The following is a 14886-nucleotide window of genomic DNA, read 5'->3' as shown; positions in this document are numbered from 1 at the left end:
ACAGTTGACGGTACTCGCCGGCACCGATACGGAGGCGTGCCAGCGATCCTGCCCGGGAAGCAGCGCATCGGTGGTCGGCGGTCGTCAGGAGGGGGACGTTGGCTCGCGGAGTTCGGCGAAGTGGCAGGCGGACGGGTGCGGGTCGGCGGCGCGCGGCACGGTGTCCGGGTCCTGGGTGGCGCAGACATCCTGCGCCTTCCAGCACCGGGTGCGGAACCGGCAGCCGCTCGGCGGGTTCGCCGGGCTCGGCACGTCACCGATCAGGCGGATCATGTTCTGGTTGTCCCGCTGCTCCGGGTCGGGCACCGGCACCGCCGACAGCAGTGCCTGGGTGTACGGGTGAGTGGCCCGCTGGTAGATCTCCTCCTCGGTGCCGAGTTCGACGATCCGACCCAGGTACATCACCGCGACCCGGTCGCAGATGTGCCGCACCACCGACAGGTCGTGGGCGATGAAGATGTACGAGAGGCCGAGCTCGTCCTGGAGCTGCTCGAGCAGGTTGATCACCTGCGCCTGGATCGAGACGTCCAGCGCGGAGACCGGCTCGTCACAGACGAGCACCTCGGGGCGCAGCGCGAGCGCGCGGGCGATGCCGATGCGCTGACGCTGGCCGCCGGAGAACTGGTGTGGGTACCGGTTGATGTGCTCGGGGCTGAGCCCGACCATGTCCAGCAGTTCCTGGACTCGCCGCTGCCGGCTGCCCTTGGGCGCCGCCTCCGGGTGGATCTCGAAGGGTTCCCCGATGATGTCGCCGACGGTCATCCGCGGGTTCAGCGAGGTGTACGGATCCTGGAGGACCATCTGCATGTTGCGGCGTAGCCGGCGCAACTCCCCACCACGGGCGGCGAAGAGGTCCCGCCCCTCCAGGGTCGCCGCCCCGGAGGTCGGCATCTCCAGCCGCATCAGCAGCCGGGCCAGGGTGGACTTGCCGCAGCCGGATTCGCCGACGATGCCGAGGGTTTCCCCGCGGCGTAGGTCGAAGCTGACCCCGTCCACGGCGCGGACCGCGCCGATCTGGCGCTGGAAGACGACGCCCCGGGTGATCGGGAAGTGTTTGACCAGGTTCTCGACGGCGAGGATCGGTTCGCCGCGTACCTTCTTCGGCTGGCTAGCGGGCGCGGTCATCGCGGACCTCCTGCGCGAAGTGGCACGCGCTGGTCCGGCCGTCGCCGAGGACCAGGTCGTGCGGTACGACGTCCACGCAGACCTGCTGGACGTACGGGCATCGGGGGTGGAAGGGGCAGCCGGAGGGGATCCGCATCAGGTTCGGCGGCAGGCCCCGGATGGTCGACAGCTGCTGGCCGTGGAAGTCCAGCCGCGGGATCGATTCCAATAGCCCTTTGGTGTATGGGTGGGCCGGGGACCTGTACAGCGACCGGACGTCGGCGTGTTCGACGATCCGCCCGGCGTACATGACGGCGATCCGGTCGGCAACGCCGGCCACCACGCCGAGGTCGTGGGTGATCAGGATCATCGCCATGCGGAGGTCTCGGCGCAGGTCGGCCAGGAGGTCCATGATCTGGGCCTGCACGGTCACGTCCAGCGCGGTGGTCGGCTCGTCGGCGATGAGGACCTTCGGGTTCAGCGCCAACGCCATGGCGATCATGACGCGTTGCCGCATTCCGCCGGAGAACTGGTGCGGGTAGTCGCCGAGCCGGCTGGCCGCCGCCGGGATCTTGACCAGCTCCATAAGTTCGATCGCGCGGCGGCGGGCGTCGCCGCGGGACATCCCGGCCCGTTGGCGTAGCGTCTCGCCGATCTGCCAGCCGACCGGGAAGGTCGGGTTCAGCGCGGAGAGGGCATCCTGGAAGATCATGGCGATCTCGGTGCCGCGTACCTGCCGGCGTTGCTCCTCCGACTGGGTGAGCAGGTCGCGGCCCTGGTAGCGGATCTGCCCGGAGCGGATCATGGCGGGCGGGGTGTCCAGGATGCCCATGATCGCCTGGGCGGTGACCGACTTGCCGGAGCCGGACTCGCCGAGCACGGCGAGGGTCTCCCCGGCGTCCAGGTGGTACGAGACACCGTTGATCACCTTCGCCACACCTTCCCCGGTGCGGAACTCGACATGCAGGTCCCGTACCTCGAGCAGGTGGCCGCCCTCCGGAGTGGGGGAGGCGGGCGTGGGTTGGACGGCGGACTGGGACACGGTGTCTGCCTTTCGCTCGCTGCCACGGGTGGGCCGGTTCCCGCGCATGGGGCTCACCGGAGTTTCGGGTCGAAGGCGTCTCGGATCGCGTCGCCGAGCATGATGAACGCCAGCACGGTCAGCGCGAGGAAGGTCGACGGGACGATCAACGGAGTGGCCGACTCCCGCATGTGCACCCGGCCGTTGTTGATGTCGATGCCCCAGGAGATCGTGGGTTCCTTGAGCCCGATGCCGAGGAAGGAGAGCGTCGCCTCGGCCGCGATGAACGATCCGAGCGCGATGGTCAATACCACGATGGCGGGGGCGAGCGTGTTGGGCAGGATGTGTCGCCACATGATCCGGCTGTTGCTCGCGCCGAGCATCCGGGCGGCGGAGACGTAGTCCTGCTCCTTCGCGGTGATCACCGACGAGCGGACCACCCGGGCCGTCGTCGTCCAGCCGAGCACCGCCAGGACGAAGATGACCGCCGCGATCCGGATCGTCGCGCTGTCGCTGGCGACTCGCTTGAGCAGCACGATCGCGGCGAGCAGTAGCGGGATCCCGAGCACGATGTCGATCACCCGGGAGAGGATGGCGTCGATCCACCGGCCGAAGTAGCCGGCGAGCATGCCGACGGTGAGCGCGATCAGTCCGGTGAGCAGCGCGGAGAGGGCGCCGACCAGGAGCGAGGCGCGGGCGCCGTAGACCGCCCGGGCGTACGTGTTGCAGCCCTGGAAGTCGTACCCGAAGATGGCTCCGCCGGACGGGCCGGCGTGCTGCCGGGAGAGGAGGCAGTCGGCCGGGTCGGCGGCGGTGAACAGTGCGGGCACGGCGGCCATCGCGGTGACCACCAGGACCAGCGCGGAGCTGATCCAGAAGATTGGCTTTCGCCGGAGGTCCCGCCAGGCGTCGCCGGCGAGGCTGCGTGGTCGGCCGGGGGTGACGGAGGTGCCGCCGATCTGGTTCGGCGCGTTGGGTTCGCCGGAGGGGCCGCGCCGGGCGTTGGGGTCCTCCGACCCGGCCACCGTCTCGAAATCACTCATAGCGGATCCTCGGGTCGAGTACGGCGTAGAGCACGTCCACCACCAGGTTGGCGATGAGGTAGACCACGACCAGCACGCTGACGATCCCCACCACCAGCGGACCGTCCTCGGTACGGATGGCGCGGAAGAGGTTGAAACCGACCCCGGGGATGTTGAACACCCCTTCCGTGATGATCGCGCCGCCCATCAGGTTGCCCAGCTCGACGCCGAGGAAGGTGACCACCGGGATGAGCGAGTTGCGCAGCACGTGGATGCCGACGATCCGTCGTTTGACCAGGCCCTTCGACCGGGCGGTGCGGACGTAGTCGGCGCGTAGGTTCTCGGCCACCGAGGTCCGGGTCAGCCGTAGCGCGGTGGCCAGGGAGAGGGAGCCGAGGACGATCCCGGGCAGCAGGAGCGCGTAGAAGTCGGGGTCGGCGCCGGCGGTGGGCGGGAAGAGTTGCCACCGGACGCCGAGGAAATACTGCGCGATGGGTGCCAGCACGATGGTCGGCACGGCGAGCACGACCAGGGTCAGCAGCAGCGTCGAGTTGTCGAAGATGCTGGCCCGGCGAATTCCGGCGAGCACACCGGCGGTGACTCCGACAAGCACGGTAACCGTCATCGCGATCAGGGCCAGCTTGATCGTCACCGGCCAGGCGGCGGCGAGGATGTCGCCGATCTGCCGTCCGGTGAGGGATTCGCCGAGGTCGCCCTGGAGCAGGTTCCGGATGTAGTCGAAGTAGCGGTAGAAGAAGCCGTCGATACCGGTCCGGTCCAGGTGGAACTTCTCCGTCAGGTATGCCCGTTGGGCGTCGGTGACCGGGCGTTCGCCGGCGAGTGCCTGGATGGGGTCACCCTGACCGGCGAACATCAGCGCGTAGACGATCAGCGTGGTCCCGAAGAAGGCGAGGACCATCTGGAGCAGTCGTCGCAGAATAAAGCGGACCATACTAGGCAGTCTCTCTGAAAAAGGGCGAAGGGGAGGCGTGGTCGGGTCACCAGCTACCCGGTGACCCGACCACGTCGTTCGCTACGGAACTACTGGACTGCTTCGATCTTCAGCAGGTCGACCCGGTTGAAGAGGTCCATCTCCACGTTCGTGACGTTGCTCGAGTGCCCGAAGACGTTCTGGCCGTAGCGCAGCGGGATCACCGGCATGTCCTCGGCCAGCAGGTCTTCGGCCTGCTGGTACTTCGCGATCGCCTCCTCCTCGGAGGCCGCCGACGAACCCTCGGCGACCAGCTTGTCGAACTCGGGGTTCTCATAGCCGTAGAAGTTCGACGAGCCGTTGCTGGTGTACAGCGGGCCCAGGTAGTTCTCCATGGACGGGTAGTCCATGACCCAACCCATCCGGAACAGGCCGACGGGCTGCTCCGCCTTGACCTTCGTCAGCAGGTCGGAGAACTTCGGCTCGGCGCTGCCGACGCACGCCACATCCAGGTTTGCCTTGAGCTGGTTGCAGGTGGCGTCGACCCAGTCCTTGTGGCCGCCGTCGCCGTTGTACGAGATCTCGATCTGGCTCGGGCCGCCCGCGCTCTCGTAGAGCGCCTTGGCCTTGGCCGGGTCGAAGGTGCCGGCGTCGCCGATGGTGTTCTCGCGGTAGCCCGCGACAACCGGGGAGACGAATGAGCGGGCCGGCGCCTGCGAGTCCTTGAAGACGGCCTTCGTGATCTCCTCCCGGTCGATCGCCATCGAGATCGCCTTCCGCACGTCCGGGTCGCTGAACTCCTCCTGGTAGGTCGGGAAGGAGAGGAACTGGAAGGTCGACCCGGGGCTGGTCTGGAACCGGTCCCCCAGGTCGGTGGGGGCGGTCGACAGGTTCTCGGTCGGGATCATCTTGATCACGTCGAGGTTGTCCGAGAGGACATCCGCGTACGCGGCGGCCGGCTGCTGGTAGATCCGGAACTCGACGCCCGCCACCTTCGGCTGCTCGCCGGGGAAGGCGTCGTACCGCTCGACCTCGACCCGGGAGTCGTGCTGCCAGGTGCCCTTCATCTTGAACGGGCCCTGCCCGATCGGCGCCTGCTCGTAGCCCTCGTCGAGCACGCCCGGCTCCGAGAATGCCGCCTTCGGCAGGGGGTAGAAGGCGTTGTAGCCGAGCATGGTCCGGAAGTCGGAGTACGGCGCGGACAGGGTCACGGTGAAGGTCAGGTCATCGACCTTCTCCAGGCCGGACAGCGTCTGCGCCGCCGGGGTCTCACCCTGAAGGTCCTCGTACCCGGCGATCTTCTCGAAGAAGTAGCTCGAGCCCTGGCCGTTCGGGGCGTAGGCGCCGTAGTTCCAGGCGTCGATGTAGTTGTCGGCGGTGACCGGCTCGCCGTTGTGGAAGGTGTAGCCGTCCTTGAGCTTGATCGTCCAGGTGATGTTGTCCTCGGACGTCACCGACTCGGCTGCCACCTCGTACGCCTGGTGGGCGTCGTCGTAATCGACCAGCGGGCTGAACAGGGCAGCGAGCACCTGCGAGCCACTGGTCTCGTTGGTGTTGGTCGGAACCAGGTGCTGCGGCTCGGCGATCTCAATCCGCACGGCCGCGTTGGGGTCGGTCCCGCCGGAACCACCGCTGCCGGAGCCGCAGGCCACCAGGCCCAGGGTCGCCGCAAGCGGGAGGGCCGTCCAGGCGGCGAGTCTACGAACGCGCATGAAGCCTCCTCATCCTCACGCTGCGCAGGACCCGACGCTGGGTAACGCTGCGCAACGACCGGCAACGGTAGGCCGCCGGTCAGCGATCGACAACGGAAGGGTTGCGAAGCCGTAACGGAGGGTGGGGGCAGGGGTTGTGGGTGGCACCCTTCCGTGCTAGCTAATCGCTCCTACCTGCGGATTTGTGTACCGAATCGGCGGATTGGCCGAGCCGTGTCGACCCGCGAAGTCGGGGTCGAACGGACCTTCGCCGACTGTCCGGCGTGCCCCCGCCCGCGGGTGGTCGTCCAGTTCTGACCCGGCCTGCGTTACTCAGAGTGACTTATCGCACTGTAGTAGGCGGTCCCGGTGACCCCGGACACAGCACACCCGGTCATCGGCTGCCCGGGTCGTCGGCCCGCTCGGTCGCTGGCGTGAGACGATCTGGAGGTGACGGCGACGCTTCTGGACGGCAAGGCGACCGCAGCCGAGATCAAGGACGAGCTGCGGGTGCGCGTGAAGGCTCTGGCGGAACGAGGTGTCACCCCCGGTCTCGGCACCGTCCTCGTCGGCGGCGATCCCGGCTCCCAGGCGTACGTCAACGGCAAGCACCGGGACTGCGCCGAGGTTGGCGTCGCCTCGCTCCGGCGGGAGCTTCCAGCCGACGCCACGCAGGAGCAGGTGGACGCCGTACTGGGCGACCTGAACGCGGACCCTGCCTGTCACGGCTACATCGTGCAGCTACCGCTCCCCGGCCACCTCGACACCCAGCGGGTGCTGGAGCTGATCGACCCGGACAAGGATGCCGACGGTCTACACCCGGTCAACCTGGGCCGGCTGGTGCTCGGCTACCCGGGCCCGCTGCCCTGCACCCCGCGCGGGATCGTCGAGCTGCTTCGCCGGCACGACGTCGCGCTGCGCGGTGCCCGGGTCGTCGTGGTTGGTCGGGGTAACACGGTCGGCCGCCCGCTCGGTCTACTACTCACCCGCCGCAGCGAGAACGCGACCGTCACCCTCTGCCACACCGGCACCCTCGACCTCACCGCGCACACCCGGGCCGCGGACATCGTGATTGTCGCCGCCGGGGTGCCGGGGCTGCTCACCGCAGACATGATCACGCCGGGTGCGGTCGTGGTGGATGTCGGCATCACCCGGGTGATCGGCCCCGACGGCAAGGGCCGCTACACCGGCGACGTGGATCCCGGCGTCACCGAGGTGGCCGGGGCCCTGGTCCCGATGCCTGGCGGAGTGGGGCCGATGACCCGCGCGATGCTGCTGACCAACGTCGTGGAGCGGGCCGAACGCGGCTGAAGTCCCGCAGCGGCACCGAAGCGCACGCATCGGGGTCATAACCATCCGCCCCTGACCGGATCGGTGCCAGGATGGCTGATACGGTCCGGAAAAACCGACTGGTATCAGGGAGTGGGACGTCAATGGGTAAGAAGGTCACTGTCGTCGGGGCCGGCTTCTACGGCTCCACCACCGCGCAGCGTCTGGCCGAGTACGACGTCTTCGACACCGTTGTGATCACGGACATCGTGGAGGGCAAGCCGGCGGGTCTCGCCCTGGACCTCAACCAGTCGCGGGCCATCGAGGGCTTCGAGACCAAGCTGGTTGGCGTAACCACCGGCCCCAACGGCGAGGGCTACGAGGCCATTGAGGGCTCGGATGTCGTCGTCGTCACCGCCGGCCTGCCGCGCAAGCCGGGCATGAGCCGGATGGACCTGCTGGAGACCAACGCCAAGATCGTCCGGCAGGTCGCCGAGAACGTCGCCAAGTACGCGCCGAACGCCGTCGTGATCGTGGTCTCCAACCCGCTCGACGAGATGACCGCGCTGGCCCAGATCGCCACCCAGTTCCCGCACAACCGGGTGCTCGGCCAGGCCGGCATGCTGGACACCGCCCGGTTCACCAACTTCGTGGCCGAGGCGCTCGGCGTACCGGTGGCGTCGGTGCGGACGCTGACGCTGGGCTCGCACGGGGACACCATGGTCCCGGTTCCGTCGAAGAGCAGCGTGGCCGGCAAGCCGCTGCGCGAGGCGATGCCCGCTGAGCAGATCGAGGAGCTGGTGGTCAAGACCCGCAACGGTGGCGCCGAGGTGGTGGCGCTGCTGAAGACCGGCTCGGCCTACTACGCCCCGTCGGCCGCCGCCGCCCGGATGGCGAAGGCCGTCGCCGAGGACTCCGGCGAGGTCATGCCGGTCTGTGCCTGGGTGGACGGGGAGTACGGCATCGCCGGCGTCTACCTCGGGGTGGAGGCGGAGATCGGCGCGCAGGGAGTCCGCCGGGTCGTCGAGACCGACCTGGACGCCGATGAGCGGGCCGCGCTGAAGGAGGCCGCCGAGGCGGTCCGGGCCAAGCAGAGCGACGTCGCCAGCATGTGATCATCCGATGGCAGCGCCCCGTGGCCACCCGGTCGCGGGGCCGCCATCGCCACTCGGCCATGGGGCCGCCATCGCCCCCGCCGAGGGTTCGGGGCCGTGAAATGAGGCCGGCTGGGGAGACCGGGATTGTTTGCAGTACGCTCGTACTGCTTGAGCATGTGTCCCCCGAGAGGAGCGCCGGCCGATGGCGAAGATCAAGGTAAACAACCCGGTCGTAGAGCTCGACGGCGACGAGATGACCCGGATCATCTGGAAGCAGATCCGGGAGCAGTTGATCCTGCCCTACCTCGATGTCGACCTGCGTTACTACGACCTTTCGATCCAGCACCGGGACGAGACCGACGACCAGGCCACCGTTGACGCCGCCAACGCGATCAAGGAGCACGGCGTCGGCGTCAAGTGCGCCACGATTACTCCGGACGAGGCGCGGGTCGAGGAGTTCGGCCTGAAGAAGATGTGGCGGTCGCCGAACGGCACCATCCGCAACATCCTCGGCGGTGTCGTCTTCCGTGAGCCGATCATCATGTCCAACGTGCCGCGGCTGGTGCCCGGCTGGACGAAGCCGATCATCATCGGCCGGCACGCCCACGGCGACCAGTACAAGGCCAGCGACTTCGTCGTCCCCGGGCCCGGCAAGGTCACCATCACCTACACGCCGACCGACGGCACCCAGCCGGTCGAGATGGAGATCGCCGACTTCCCCGGCGGCGGGGTCGCCATGGGCATGTACAACTTCGACGAGTCGATCCGGGACTTCGCCCGCGCCTCCATGCGGTACGGCCTCGACCGTGGCTACCCGGTCTACCTGTCGACCAAGAACACCATCCTCAAGGCGTACGACGGCCGGTTCAAGGACATCTTCGCCGAGGTCTACGAGGCCGAGTTCAAGGCCGAATTCGAGGCGGCCGGCATCAGCTACGAGCACCGGCTGATCGACGACATGGTCGCCGCGGCGCTCAAGTGGGAGGGCGGCTTCGTCTGGGCCTGCAAGAACTACGACGGTGACGTGCAGTCCGACACCGTCGCGCAGGGCTTCGGCTCGCTCGGCCTGATGACGTCCGTGCTGATGACCCCCGACGGCCGCACCGTCGAGGCCGAGGCCGCGCACGGCACCGTCACCCGGCACTACCGGCAGTACCAGAAGGGCGAGAAGACCTCGACCAACCCGATCGCCTCGATCTACGCCTGGACCCGGGGGCTGGCCCACCGGGGCAAGCTCGACGGCACCCCGGCGGTTACCGAGTTCGCCAACACGCTGGAGAAGGTCATCATCGAGACCGTTGAGGGCGGCCAGATGACCAAGGACCTCGCGCTGCTCATCTCGCGGGACGCCCCGTGGCTGACCACCGACGAGTTCATGCACGCGCTGGACGAGAACCTGGCCCGCAAGCTCGCCTGATCCCGACCGGCGGGGCCGCCGACTACCGCTCGGGTAGTCGGCGGGTGGGGGCAAGTCGGCGGGTGGCGCGACTTTCTCCGGCGCGCCTCGTTGACCCAGGTGGACGAGATGCCAGTCGCGTCCAGGAAGGTTGACCGCGGTCGCCCGCGACGTGCGTCGCCTGTCAGCTTTCCCGGCTGTCACGCACAGCCAGCCGTCCCTTCCCAGCGGGGGGCCCTGTCCCGGGCCCCCCGCACCCCGGGCCACTCGTCCCGGGCCCCGGCGACGGGGAACTACACGCTCGGGTGGCGGGGTTCGACCCAGCCCGTCTCGGCCAGCTGGTGCAGCACCTCCTGCACCGCCTCCTCCACCGTCAGATCGGTCGTGTCGACCGTCAGGTCGGCGTCGGTCGGTTCCTCGTACGGGTCGTCCACTCCGGTCATCCCGGTCAGCAGGCCGGCGCGGGCGCGCGCGTACAGGCCCTTTCGGTCCCGCTGCTCGCAGACCTCCAGCGGGGTGGAGACGTGGATCAGTAGGAAGCCCGCCCCGGTGGCCAGTGCCATCTTCCGAGCGGCGGCCCGCGCCTGCTCGTAGGGGGCGATCGGGCAGCAGATCGCCACCCCCCGGTGCCGAGCGATCTCGGCCGCCACCCAGCTGATCCGGCGGATGTTCGCGTCCCGATCGGCCTTGCTGAAGCCGAGCCCGGCGGACAGTTCCCGGCGCACGACATCGCCGTCGAGCAGGGTGATCGTCCGTTCGCCCTGCTCCCGTAGGGCATCGGCGAGACCGCGGGCGATGGTGGACTTGCCGGATCCGGAGAGGCCGGTCAGGAAGATGACCAAGCCTCGGTAGCGGCGGGGTGGGCGGGCGTGCACCAACTCCTTTGCCACCGCCGGCGGAGTGTGCCACTCCGGCAGCGGGAATCCCCGGTCCAGCAGGTCGTCGATCTCGGCCTGGGTCAGCGCCTGCCGCCGGTTGCGCGGCGGGATGTCCTCCCGCCACCGCCACTGCCCGTCGCGGTTGTCGTAGGCCAACTCCCGCGGGACCAGCACCCGCAGCCCGGCCCCGGAGAGCATCTCGCCGGTGGAGAGCAGATGGGTCACTCCGTACGCCGCCGAGACCCGCGCCCGGAGTAGCGCGTCGCTGATCTCCTCGCGGCGGCGGGGCAGCGGAACGGCGATCAGCGTCGCCGGCGGCATCCGGTCCCGGGCGGCGAAGACGCTGCGAACCAGGGCCTCCGGCGGCAGGTCGCCGCCGTCCTCACCGATCGGGATCAGCACCAGCAGGTGGGCGCCGAGGGTGCGGGTCGCGTGGGCGATCTGGGCGAGTTGCGGCCGGTGCAGCGGCCGGTCGGCGACCACCCCGAGGACCCGGCCGGGCGGCAGTAGCGAGCGGATCTCCGCCGGGGTGCGGCGTAGCCGCTGGAACGGGCCGTGTCCGCCGTCGCCGAGCCGACGCACCGGACCACCGACCCCCGTCACCCCGTCCCGGACCGGCCAGACGTCGGCGACCTCCAGCGCGGCCATCGGGGCCCCCTCGCCGTCGGTCAGCACCAACGTGCGGCGGGTCGGATCCCGGACGTCGAGCCGTTCGGCGAGGGCCGCGGGGACCTGGAGCGTCACCGGCACCGACCAGGGAGCGTCGTCGGTGAGCCGGCCCCGCCGGCTCACCGAGACCAAATCGGCGCGGGTCATGAAGCCGGTCAGCGGGGTGTATGCCCCGGTGAGGAGCAGCTCCAGGTCGGCCAGTTCACCCGGGCGGGGCGAGTACGCCGGCGCGTCCCGCAGCACCTCGTCGGGCGCCACCCAACCGTTACTCATGAACCCCCCAAGTCACTGTTCGGCACTAGTTTCTCAGCCGACCGGGGGATCGGTCGAGTGCCACTCCAGGAGATGGGGACGCGGCCGGACTTCAGGCAGCGGCCAAGGGGGCCGCGCCGAACGACACCGCGAACCGTTTGCACCAGATTGACACGCTGCTCAGCTTGTCCAGGTCCACCTCGGCCGGGATGTCGTACGCCTGGTCACCGCGGTTGCCCTTGAGCCGGCCCAACTCGACCCAGTGGCCGTCGTCGAACACATGCCACCCGGCTTCGCCGCTCCGGACCGGCTGGTCGGTCAACCACACCCGCAGGTCAGGGCCGTTGGAGGTGGCCAGGCCGACCAGTTCCAGCCGCAGCTTGCCGTCGGCGGTGCGGATGATCCGGGCGGTGCCGCTGGTGTCGTGTTCGTGGGTGATGAACTCGCCGCTGCGGACGATCGTCGGGCCGGCGTCCGGGGCGGAACCCTCGTCTGGTGTGGAGCTGTCGTCTGGGGTGGAGTTGGCGGCCGAAGGTGGCGCTTTGGTGGCCACGACCGTCAGCTCCTCGTTCACCTCGGTATTGGTGACCAGCTTCCACGGCTGGAACCAGTAGAGACCGAAGGCGGTGCCGGCGGCGAGAACGGTGACCGCGACCCAGGTGAGCGGGGCGCGCAGCAGTCTTGAAGCCATGCCTCCAGTCTGCCGGCGGGGGCCGGTAGGGGAATTACCGGAGCCTTACGGCTGCCGCCCCCTACGGGAATGATCAGGGGCGCGTCGGGTGTCGGAAGGTGGCGGCGCTTGCCTAGGGTGGGGGCGTGGCACTCATCGCGACCGAGTCGCTGACCAAAACCTACCGGGGTGGGGTCACCGCGCTGGCCGAGCTGACCGTCGTGGTCGAGCCCGGCATCGTCGGCCTCGTCGGCGCGAACGGCGCCGGCAAGTCCACCCTGATCAAGATCCTGCTCGGCCTGCTCCCGCCGACCAACGGGCAGGTCCGGGTCCTCGGCCTGGATCCGACCACCCAGCCCGACCAGGTTCGGGCGCGCGTCGGCTACATGCCCGAGCACGAGGCCCTGCCACCCGACCTCTCCGCCGCCGAGCTGGTCACCCACCTCGGCCGGGTCAGCGGCCTGCCGCGGACGGTGGCCCGCGAGCGGGCCAGCGAGGCGCTGCGACACGTCGGGCTCTACGAGGAGCGCTACCGTCCGGTCGGCGGCTACTCGACCGGCATGAAGCAGCGGGTGAAGCTCGCCCAGGCCCTGGTGCACGACCCGGACCTGCTGCTGCTCGACGAGCCCACCAACGGGCTCGACCCGGCGGGGCGGGACGCGATGCTCGCCCTGATCCACCGGATCGGCACCGAGTTCGGCATCTCGGTGCTGGTCTGTTCACACCTGCTCGGCGAGGTCGAGCGGATCTGCCACACACTGGTCGCCATCGATGGCGGCCGGCTGCTGCGGGCCGACCGGATCGACGCCATGACCTCAGCCACCGACGTGCTCGCCGTGGAGGTCAGCGAGGGCACCGAGGAACTGGCCGCCCGCCTGGCCGCACTGCGGCTGCCGGTCCGCCGGGACGGCCGCCTGCTCCTCGTCGAGCTGGCCGATGACGACACCTATGATCAGATCCTCGGCGCGGTCGCCGAGTTGGACCTGCCGCTGCACCGGTTGGACCAGCGTCGCCACCGGGTGGCCGAGCTGTTCGCCACGAGGGAGCCCAGCCATGTCTGAGTCGACCGGAGTCATTCACGACATCGGCTACCAGCGCTACACGGGCCCCCGCCTCGGCCGAGCTTCGGTGTTCGGCGCGCTCTACCTGCACGGGCTGCGCACGGTCTTCGGCTTCGGCCGCAGCGCCAAGGCGAAGATCTTCCCCTGGCTGGTGGTGGGCATCGTGATCGTGGTCGCCGCTGTGGTCGCCGCTGTCCGGAGCCAGGTCGGTCAGGTGGTGATGACGTACGCGCAGTTCCCCACCACGATGGGTTGGTTGACCATCTTCTTCGTCGCCGTCGCCGCCCCCGAACTGGTCAGTCGCGACCTGCGCAGCGGAGTACTGCCACTGTACTTCTCCCGGCCGCTGGCCCGGTCGGACTATCCGCTGGCCAAGCTCCTCGCCCTGGTCACCGCGCTCTGGTTGTTGCTCGGCGGCCCGCAGCTGGTGATGTTCCTCGGTGCCGCCTTCACCCTCGACGAGGGGCCGCGGGGGGTCTGGAACGAGCTGCTCGACCTGCTGCCGGGGCTGCTCTACGCCGGTCTCTGGGCGGCGGTCTTCGGCGCGATCGGCCTCTTGGTCGCCGCGCTCACCGGCAAGCGGGCGTTCGCCGCCGGCGGGATCGTCGCGGTCTTCCTGATGACCACGCCAATCGTCGGCATCCTCGCCATCCTGCCCGCGCGGACAATAAATGAGCTGGCCTTCCTCGCCTCCCCGATGACCATGGTCAACGGCGTGGGCACCTGGGCGCTCGGGGACCTGCTCTTCGAGGGCGGGGATGGGTTGCCCATCGGTGGGTTCGGCCCGCTCTACGCCCTCGCGGCCGTGCTGCTCGTGGCCGGCTGTGTCGTCCTGCTGTTGGCCCGTTACCGGAAGGTGGCCACCCGATGAGCGTGACCAGTGTGGAGCCGAAGTCGACGCCGGCCCCCACCGGCAGCCGACTGGACCTGGCGGGGGTCTCCCGCTGGTACGGCAACGTGGTCGCCGTCAACGACATCAGCATGAGCCTGGGGCCGGGGGTCACTGGCCTGCTCGGCCCCAACGGTGCGGGCAAGACGACGCTGCTGCACATGATGGCCGGTTTCCTCGCGCCGTCCCGTGGCGCGGTGACCCTGGACGGGGCGCCCACCTGGCGTAACCCCGAGGTCTACCGGCGACTGGGCCTGGTCAGCGAACGAGAGGCCGTGCACACCTTCCTCACCGCGTACGAGTTCGTGCTGGCCAGTGCACGGCTGCACCGGCTGCCGGACCCGACGGAGGCCGCGCGCCGGGCGATCGCCCTCGTCGAGCTCGAGGGGGCGCAGTCCCGCCGGATCGGCACGTACTCCAAGGGCATGCGGCAGCGGGCCCGGGTGGCGGCGGCGCTGGTCCACGACCCGCAGGTGCTGCTGCTCGACGAGCCGTTTAACGGGATGGACCCGCGACAGCGGCTGCACATGATGGACCTGCTGCACCGCCTCGGCGGCGCCGGGCGCACCATCCTGTTCAGCTCGCACATTCTGGAGGAGGTCGAGCAGCTCTCCGGCACGGTGCAGGTGATGGTCGCCGGCCGGCTCGCCGCCTCCGGCGACTTCCGGACGATCCGCCGGCTGATGACCAACCGGCCGCACGTCTTCGCGATCCGGTCCACCGATGACCGAGCGCTCGCCGTGGCGCTGATGGCGGAACCATCGGTGGCCGGCGTGGAGCTGGGCCAGGCCGGGCTGACCGTACGGGTGAGCGACTACGGCGCCTTCACCCGGGCGCTGCCCAAGATCGCCCCGGCCCGAGGAATCCGGGTGCGGCAGCTGGTGCCCGAGGACGAGTCCCTGGAGAGCGTGTTCTCCTACCTGGTGGAGGCCTGAC

The 14886-nt window shown here is 69.5% G+C and carries 13 protein-coding genes; 6 read left to right on the top strand and 7 right to left on the bottom strand.

Annotation, left to right across the window (positions count from 1 at the left end; genetic code table 11):
• Window positions 1-84: 84 nt before the first annotated feature.
• The 5 genes from SALPAC4_RS0104890 to SALPAC4_RS0104870 form a co-directional block, all read right to left on the bottom strand.
• Window positions 85-1125, bottom strand: coding sequence for an ABC transporter ATP-binding protein (locus SALPAC4_RS0104890; protein WP_019869392.1), 1041 nt, complete (start codon window positions 1123-1125; stop codon window positions 85-87).
• Entirely contained in the window at window positions 1109-2194 is a 1086-nt protein-coding gene (locus tag SALPAC4_RS0104885; RefSeq protein WP_019869391.1) for an ABC transporter ATP-binding protein, read from the bottom strand. The genes SALPAC4_RS0104890 and SALPAC4_RS0104885 overlap by 17 nt, the downstream gene beginning before the upstream one ends.
• Before the next feature lie 5 nt (window positions 2195-2199).
• Window positions 2200-3168: an ABC transporter permease gene (locus SALPAC4_RS0104880; protein WP_018729218.1), complete on the bottom strand. Its 969-nt coding sequence runs from the start codon at window positions 3166-3168 to the stop codon at window positions 2200-2202.
• Window positions 3161-4099, bottom strand: coding sequence for an ABC transporter permease (locus SALPAC4_RS0104875; protein ID WP_026271333.1), 939 nt, complete (start codon window positions 4097-4099; stop codon window positions 3161-3163). Before SALPAC4_RS0104875 ends, SALPAC4_RS0104880 begins: the two co-directional genes overlap by 8 nt.
• Before the next feature lie 89 nt (window positions 4100-4188).
• Window positions 4189-5790, bottom strand: a complete 1602-nt coding sequence (locus tag SALPAC4_RS0104870) for a peptide ABC transporter substrate-binding protein (RefSeq protein WP_027644401.1) — start codon at window positions 5788-5790, stop codon at window positions 4189-4191.
• 429 nt (window positions 5791-6219) lie between these two features.
• Here SALPAC4_RS0104870 and SALPAC4_RS0104865 point away from each other — a divergent pair, with 429 nt between their 5' ends.
• The 3 genes from SALPAC4_RS0104865 (at window position 6220) to SALPAC4_RS0104855 (ending at window position 9552) form a co-directional block, all read left to right on the top strand.
• Window positions 6220-7080, top strand: coding sequence for a bifunctional methylenetetrahydrofolate dehydrogenase/methenyltetrahydrofolate cyclohydrolase (locus tag SALPAC4_RS0104865; RefSeq protein ID WP_018729221.1), 861 nt, complete (start codon window positions 6220-6222; stop codon window positions 7078-7080).
• A gap of 122 nt (window positions 7081-7202) precedes the next feature.
• A complete protein-coding gene (locus SALPAC4_RS0104860) occupies window positions 7203-8153 on the top strand; it encodes a malate dehydrogenase (RefSeq protein ID WP_018729222.1) in 951 nt (316 codons plus the stop codon).
• 184 nt (window positions 8154-8337) lie between these two features.
• The gene (locus SALPAC4_RS0104855; RefSeq protein WP_019869389.1) at window positions 8338-9552 is read left to right on the top strand and encodes an NADP-dependent isocitrate dehydrogenase; all 1215 of its coding nucleotides are present in this window, start codon (window positions 8338-8340) and stop codon (window positions 9550-9552) included.
• 272 nt (window positions 9553-9824) lie between these two features.
• Here the strand turns inward: SALPAC4_RS0104855 and cysC are convergent, their stop codons facing one another.
• Window positions 9825-11351, bottom strand: a complete 1527-nt coding sequence (cysC, locus tag SALPAC4_RS0104850; protein WP_019869388.1) for an adenylyl-sulfate kinase — start codon at window positions 11349-11351, stop codon at window positions 9825-9827.
• Window positions 11352-11442: 91 nt separating this feature from the next.
• Window positions 11443-12021 (bottom strand): DM13 domain-containing protein, encoded by a 579-nt coding sequence (locus tag SALPAC4_RS0104845; protein WP_019869387.1) that lies wholly within the window; start codon window positions 12019-12021, stop codon window positions 11443-11445.
• A 125-nt stretch (window positions 12022-12146) separates the two neighbouring features.
• Between SALPAC4_RS0104845 and SALPAC4_RS0104840 the strand changes: the two genes are divergently transcribed.
• Genes SALPAC4_RS0104840 through SALPAC4_RS0104830 form a run of 3 tightly spaced genes read left to right on the top strand, consistent with a single transcriptional unit; the run spans window position 12147 to window position 14885 of the window.
• A complete protein-coding gene (locus tag SALPAC4_RS0104840; protein WP_019869386.1) occupies window positions 12147-13061 on the top strand; it encodes an ABC transporter ATP-binding protein in 915 nt (304 codons plus the stop codon).
• Window positions 13054-13932 carry an ABC transporter permease gene (locus tag SALPAC4_RS0104835; protein ID WP_019869385.1) on the top strand — a complete coding sequence of 293 codons (879 nt, stop codon included), beginning with the start codon at window positions 13054-13056 and terminating at the stop codon, window positions 13930-13932. The genes SALPAC4_RS0104840 and SALPAC4_RS0104835 overlap by 8 nt, the downstream gene beginning before the upstream one ends.
• Complete coding sequence (locus tag SALPAC4_RS0104830; RefSeq protein WP_019869384.1) at window positions 13929-14885, top strand: ABC transporter ATP-binding protein; 957 nt, start codon at window positions 13929-13931, stop codon at window positions 14883-14885. The genes SALPAC4_RS0104835 and SALPAC4_RS0104830 overlap by 4 nt, the downstream gene beginning before the upstream one ends.
• Window position 14886: the final 1 nt, after the last annotated feature.

This window comes from Salinispora oceanensis, assembly GCF_000383575.1.
Lineage (GTDB): Bacteria > Actinomycetota > Actinomycetes > Mycobacteriales > Micromonosporaceae > Micromonospora > Micromonospora oceanensis.
Note: the sequence above shows the minus strand (reverse complement) of the source record. Positions and strands in the feature narration are given on the sequence as shown.

Bases quoted from the DNA above. Each gene is read 5' to 3' on its own strand.
- SALPAC4_RS0104890 (WP_019869392.1), bottom strand. From the start codon at position 1,125: ATGACCGCGCCCGCTAGCCAGCCGAAGAAGGTACGCGGCGAACCGATC.
- SALPAC4_RS0104885 (WP_019869391.1), bottom strand. From the start codon at position 2,194: ATGCGCGGGAACCGGCCCACCCGTGGCAGCGAGCGAAAGGCAGACACC.
- SALPAC4_RS0104880 (WP_018729218.1), bottom strand. From the start codon at position 3,168: ATGAGTGATTTCGAGACGGTGGCCGGGTCGGAGGACCCCAACGCCCGG.
- SALPAC4_RS0104875 (WP_026271333.1), bottom strand. From the start codon at position 4,099: ATGGTCCGCTTTATTCTGCGACGACTGCTCCAGATGGTCCTCGCCTTC.
- SALPAC4_RS0104870 (WP_027644401.1), bottom strand. From the start codon at position 5,790: ATGCGCGTTCGTAGACTCGCCGCCTGGACGGCCCTCCCGCTTGCGGCG.
- SALPAC4_RS0104860 (WP_018729222.1), top strand. From the start codon at position 7,203: ATGGGTAAGAAGGTCACTGTCGTCGGGGCCGGCTTCTACGGCTCCACC.
- SALPAC4_RS0104855 (WP_019869389.1), top strand. From the start codon at position 8,338: ATGGCGAAGATCAAGGTAAACAACCCGGTCGTAGAGCTCGACGGCGAC.
- cysC (WP_019869388.1), bottom strand. From the start codon at position 11,351: ATGAGTAACGGTTGGGTGGCGCCCGACGAGGTGCTGCGGGACGCGCCG.
- SALPAC4_RS0104845 (WP_019869387.1), bottom strand. From the start codon at position 12,021: ATGGCTTCAAGACTGCTGCGCGCCCCGCTCACCTGGGTCGCGGTCACC.
- SALPAC4_RS0104835 (WP_019869385.1), top strand. From the start codon at position 13,054: ATGTCTGAGTCGACCGGAGTCATTCACGACATCGGCTACCAGCGCTAC.
- SALPAC4_RS0104830 (WP_019869384.1), top strand. From the start codon at position 13,929: ATGAGCGTGACCAGTGTGGAGCCGAAGTCGACGCCGGCCCCCACCGGC.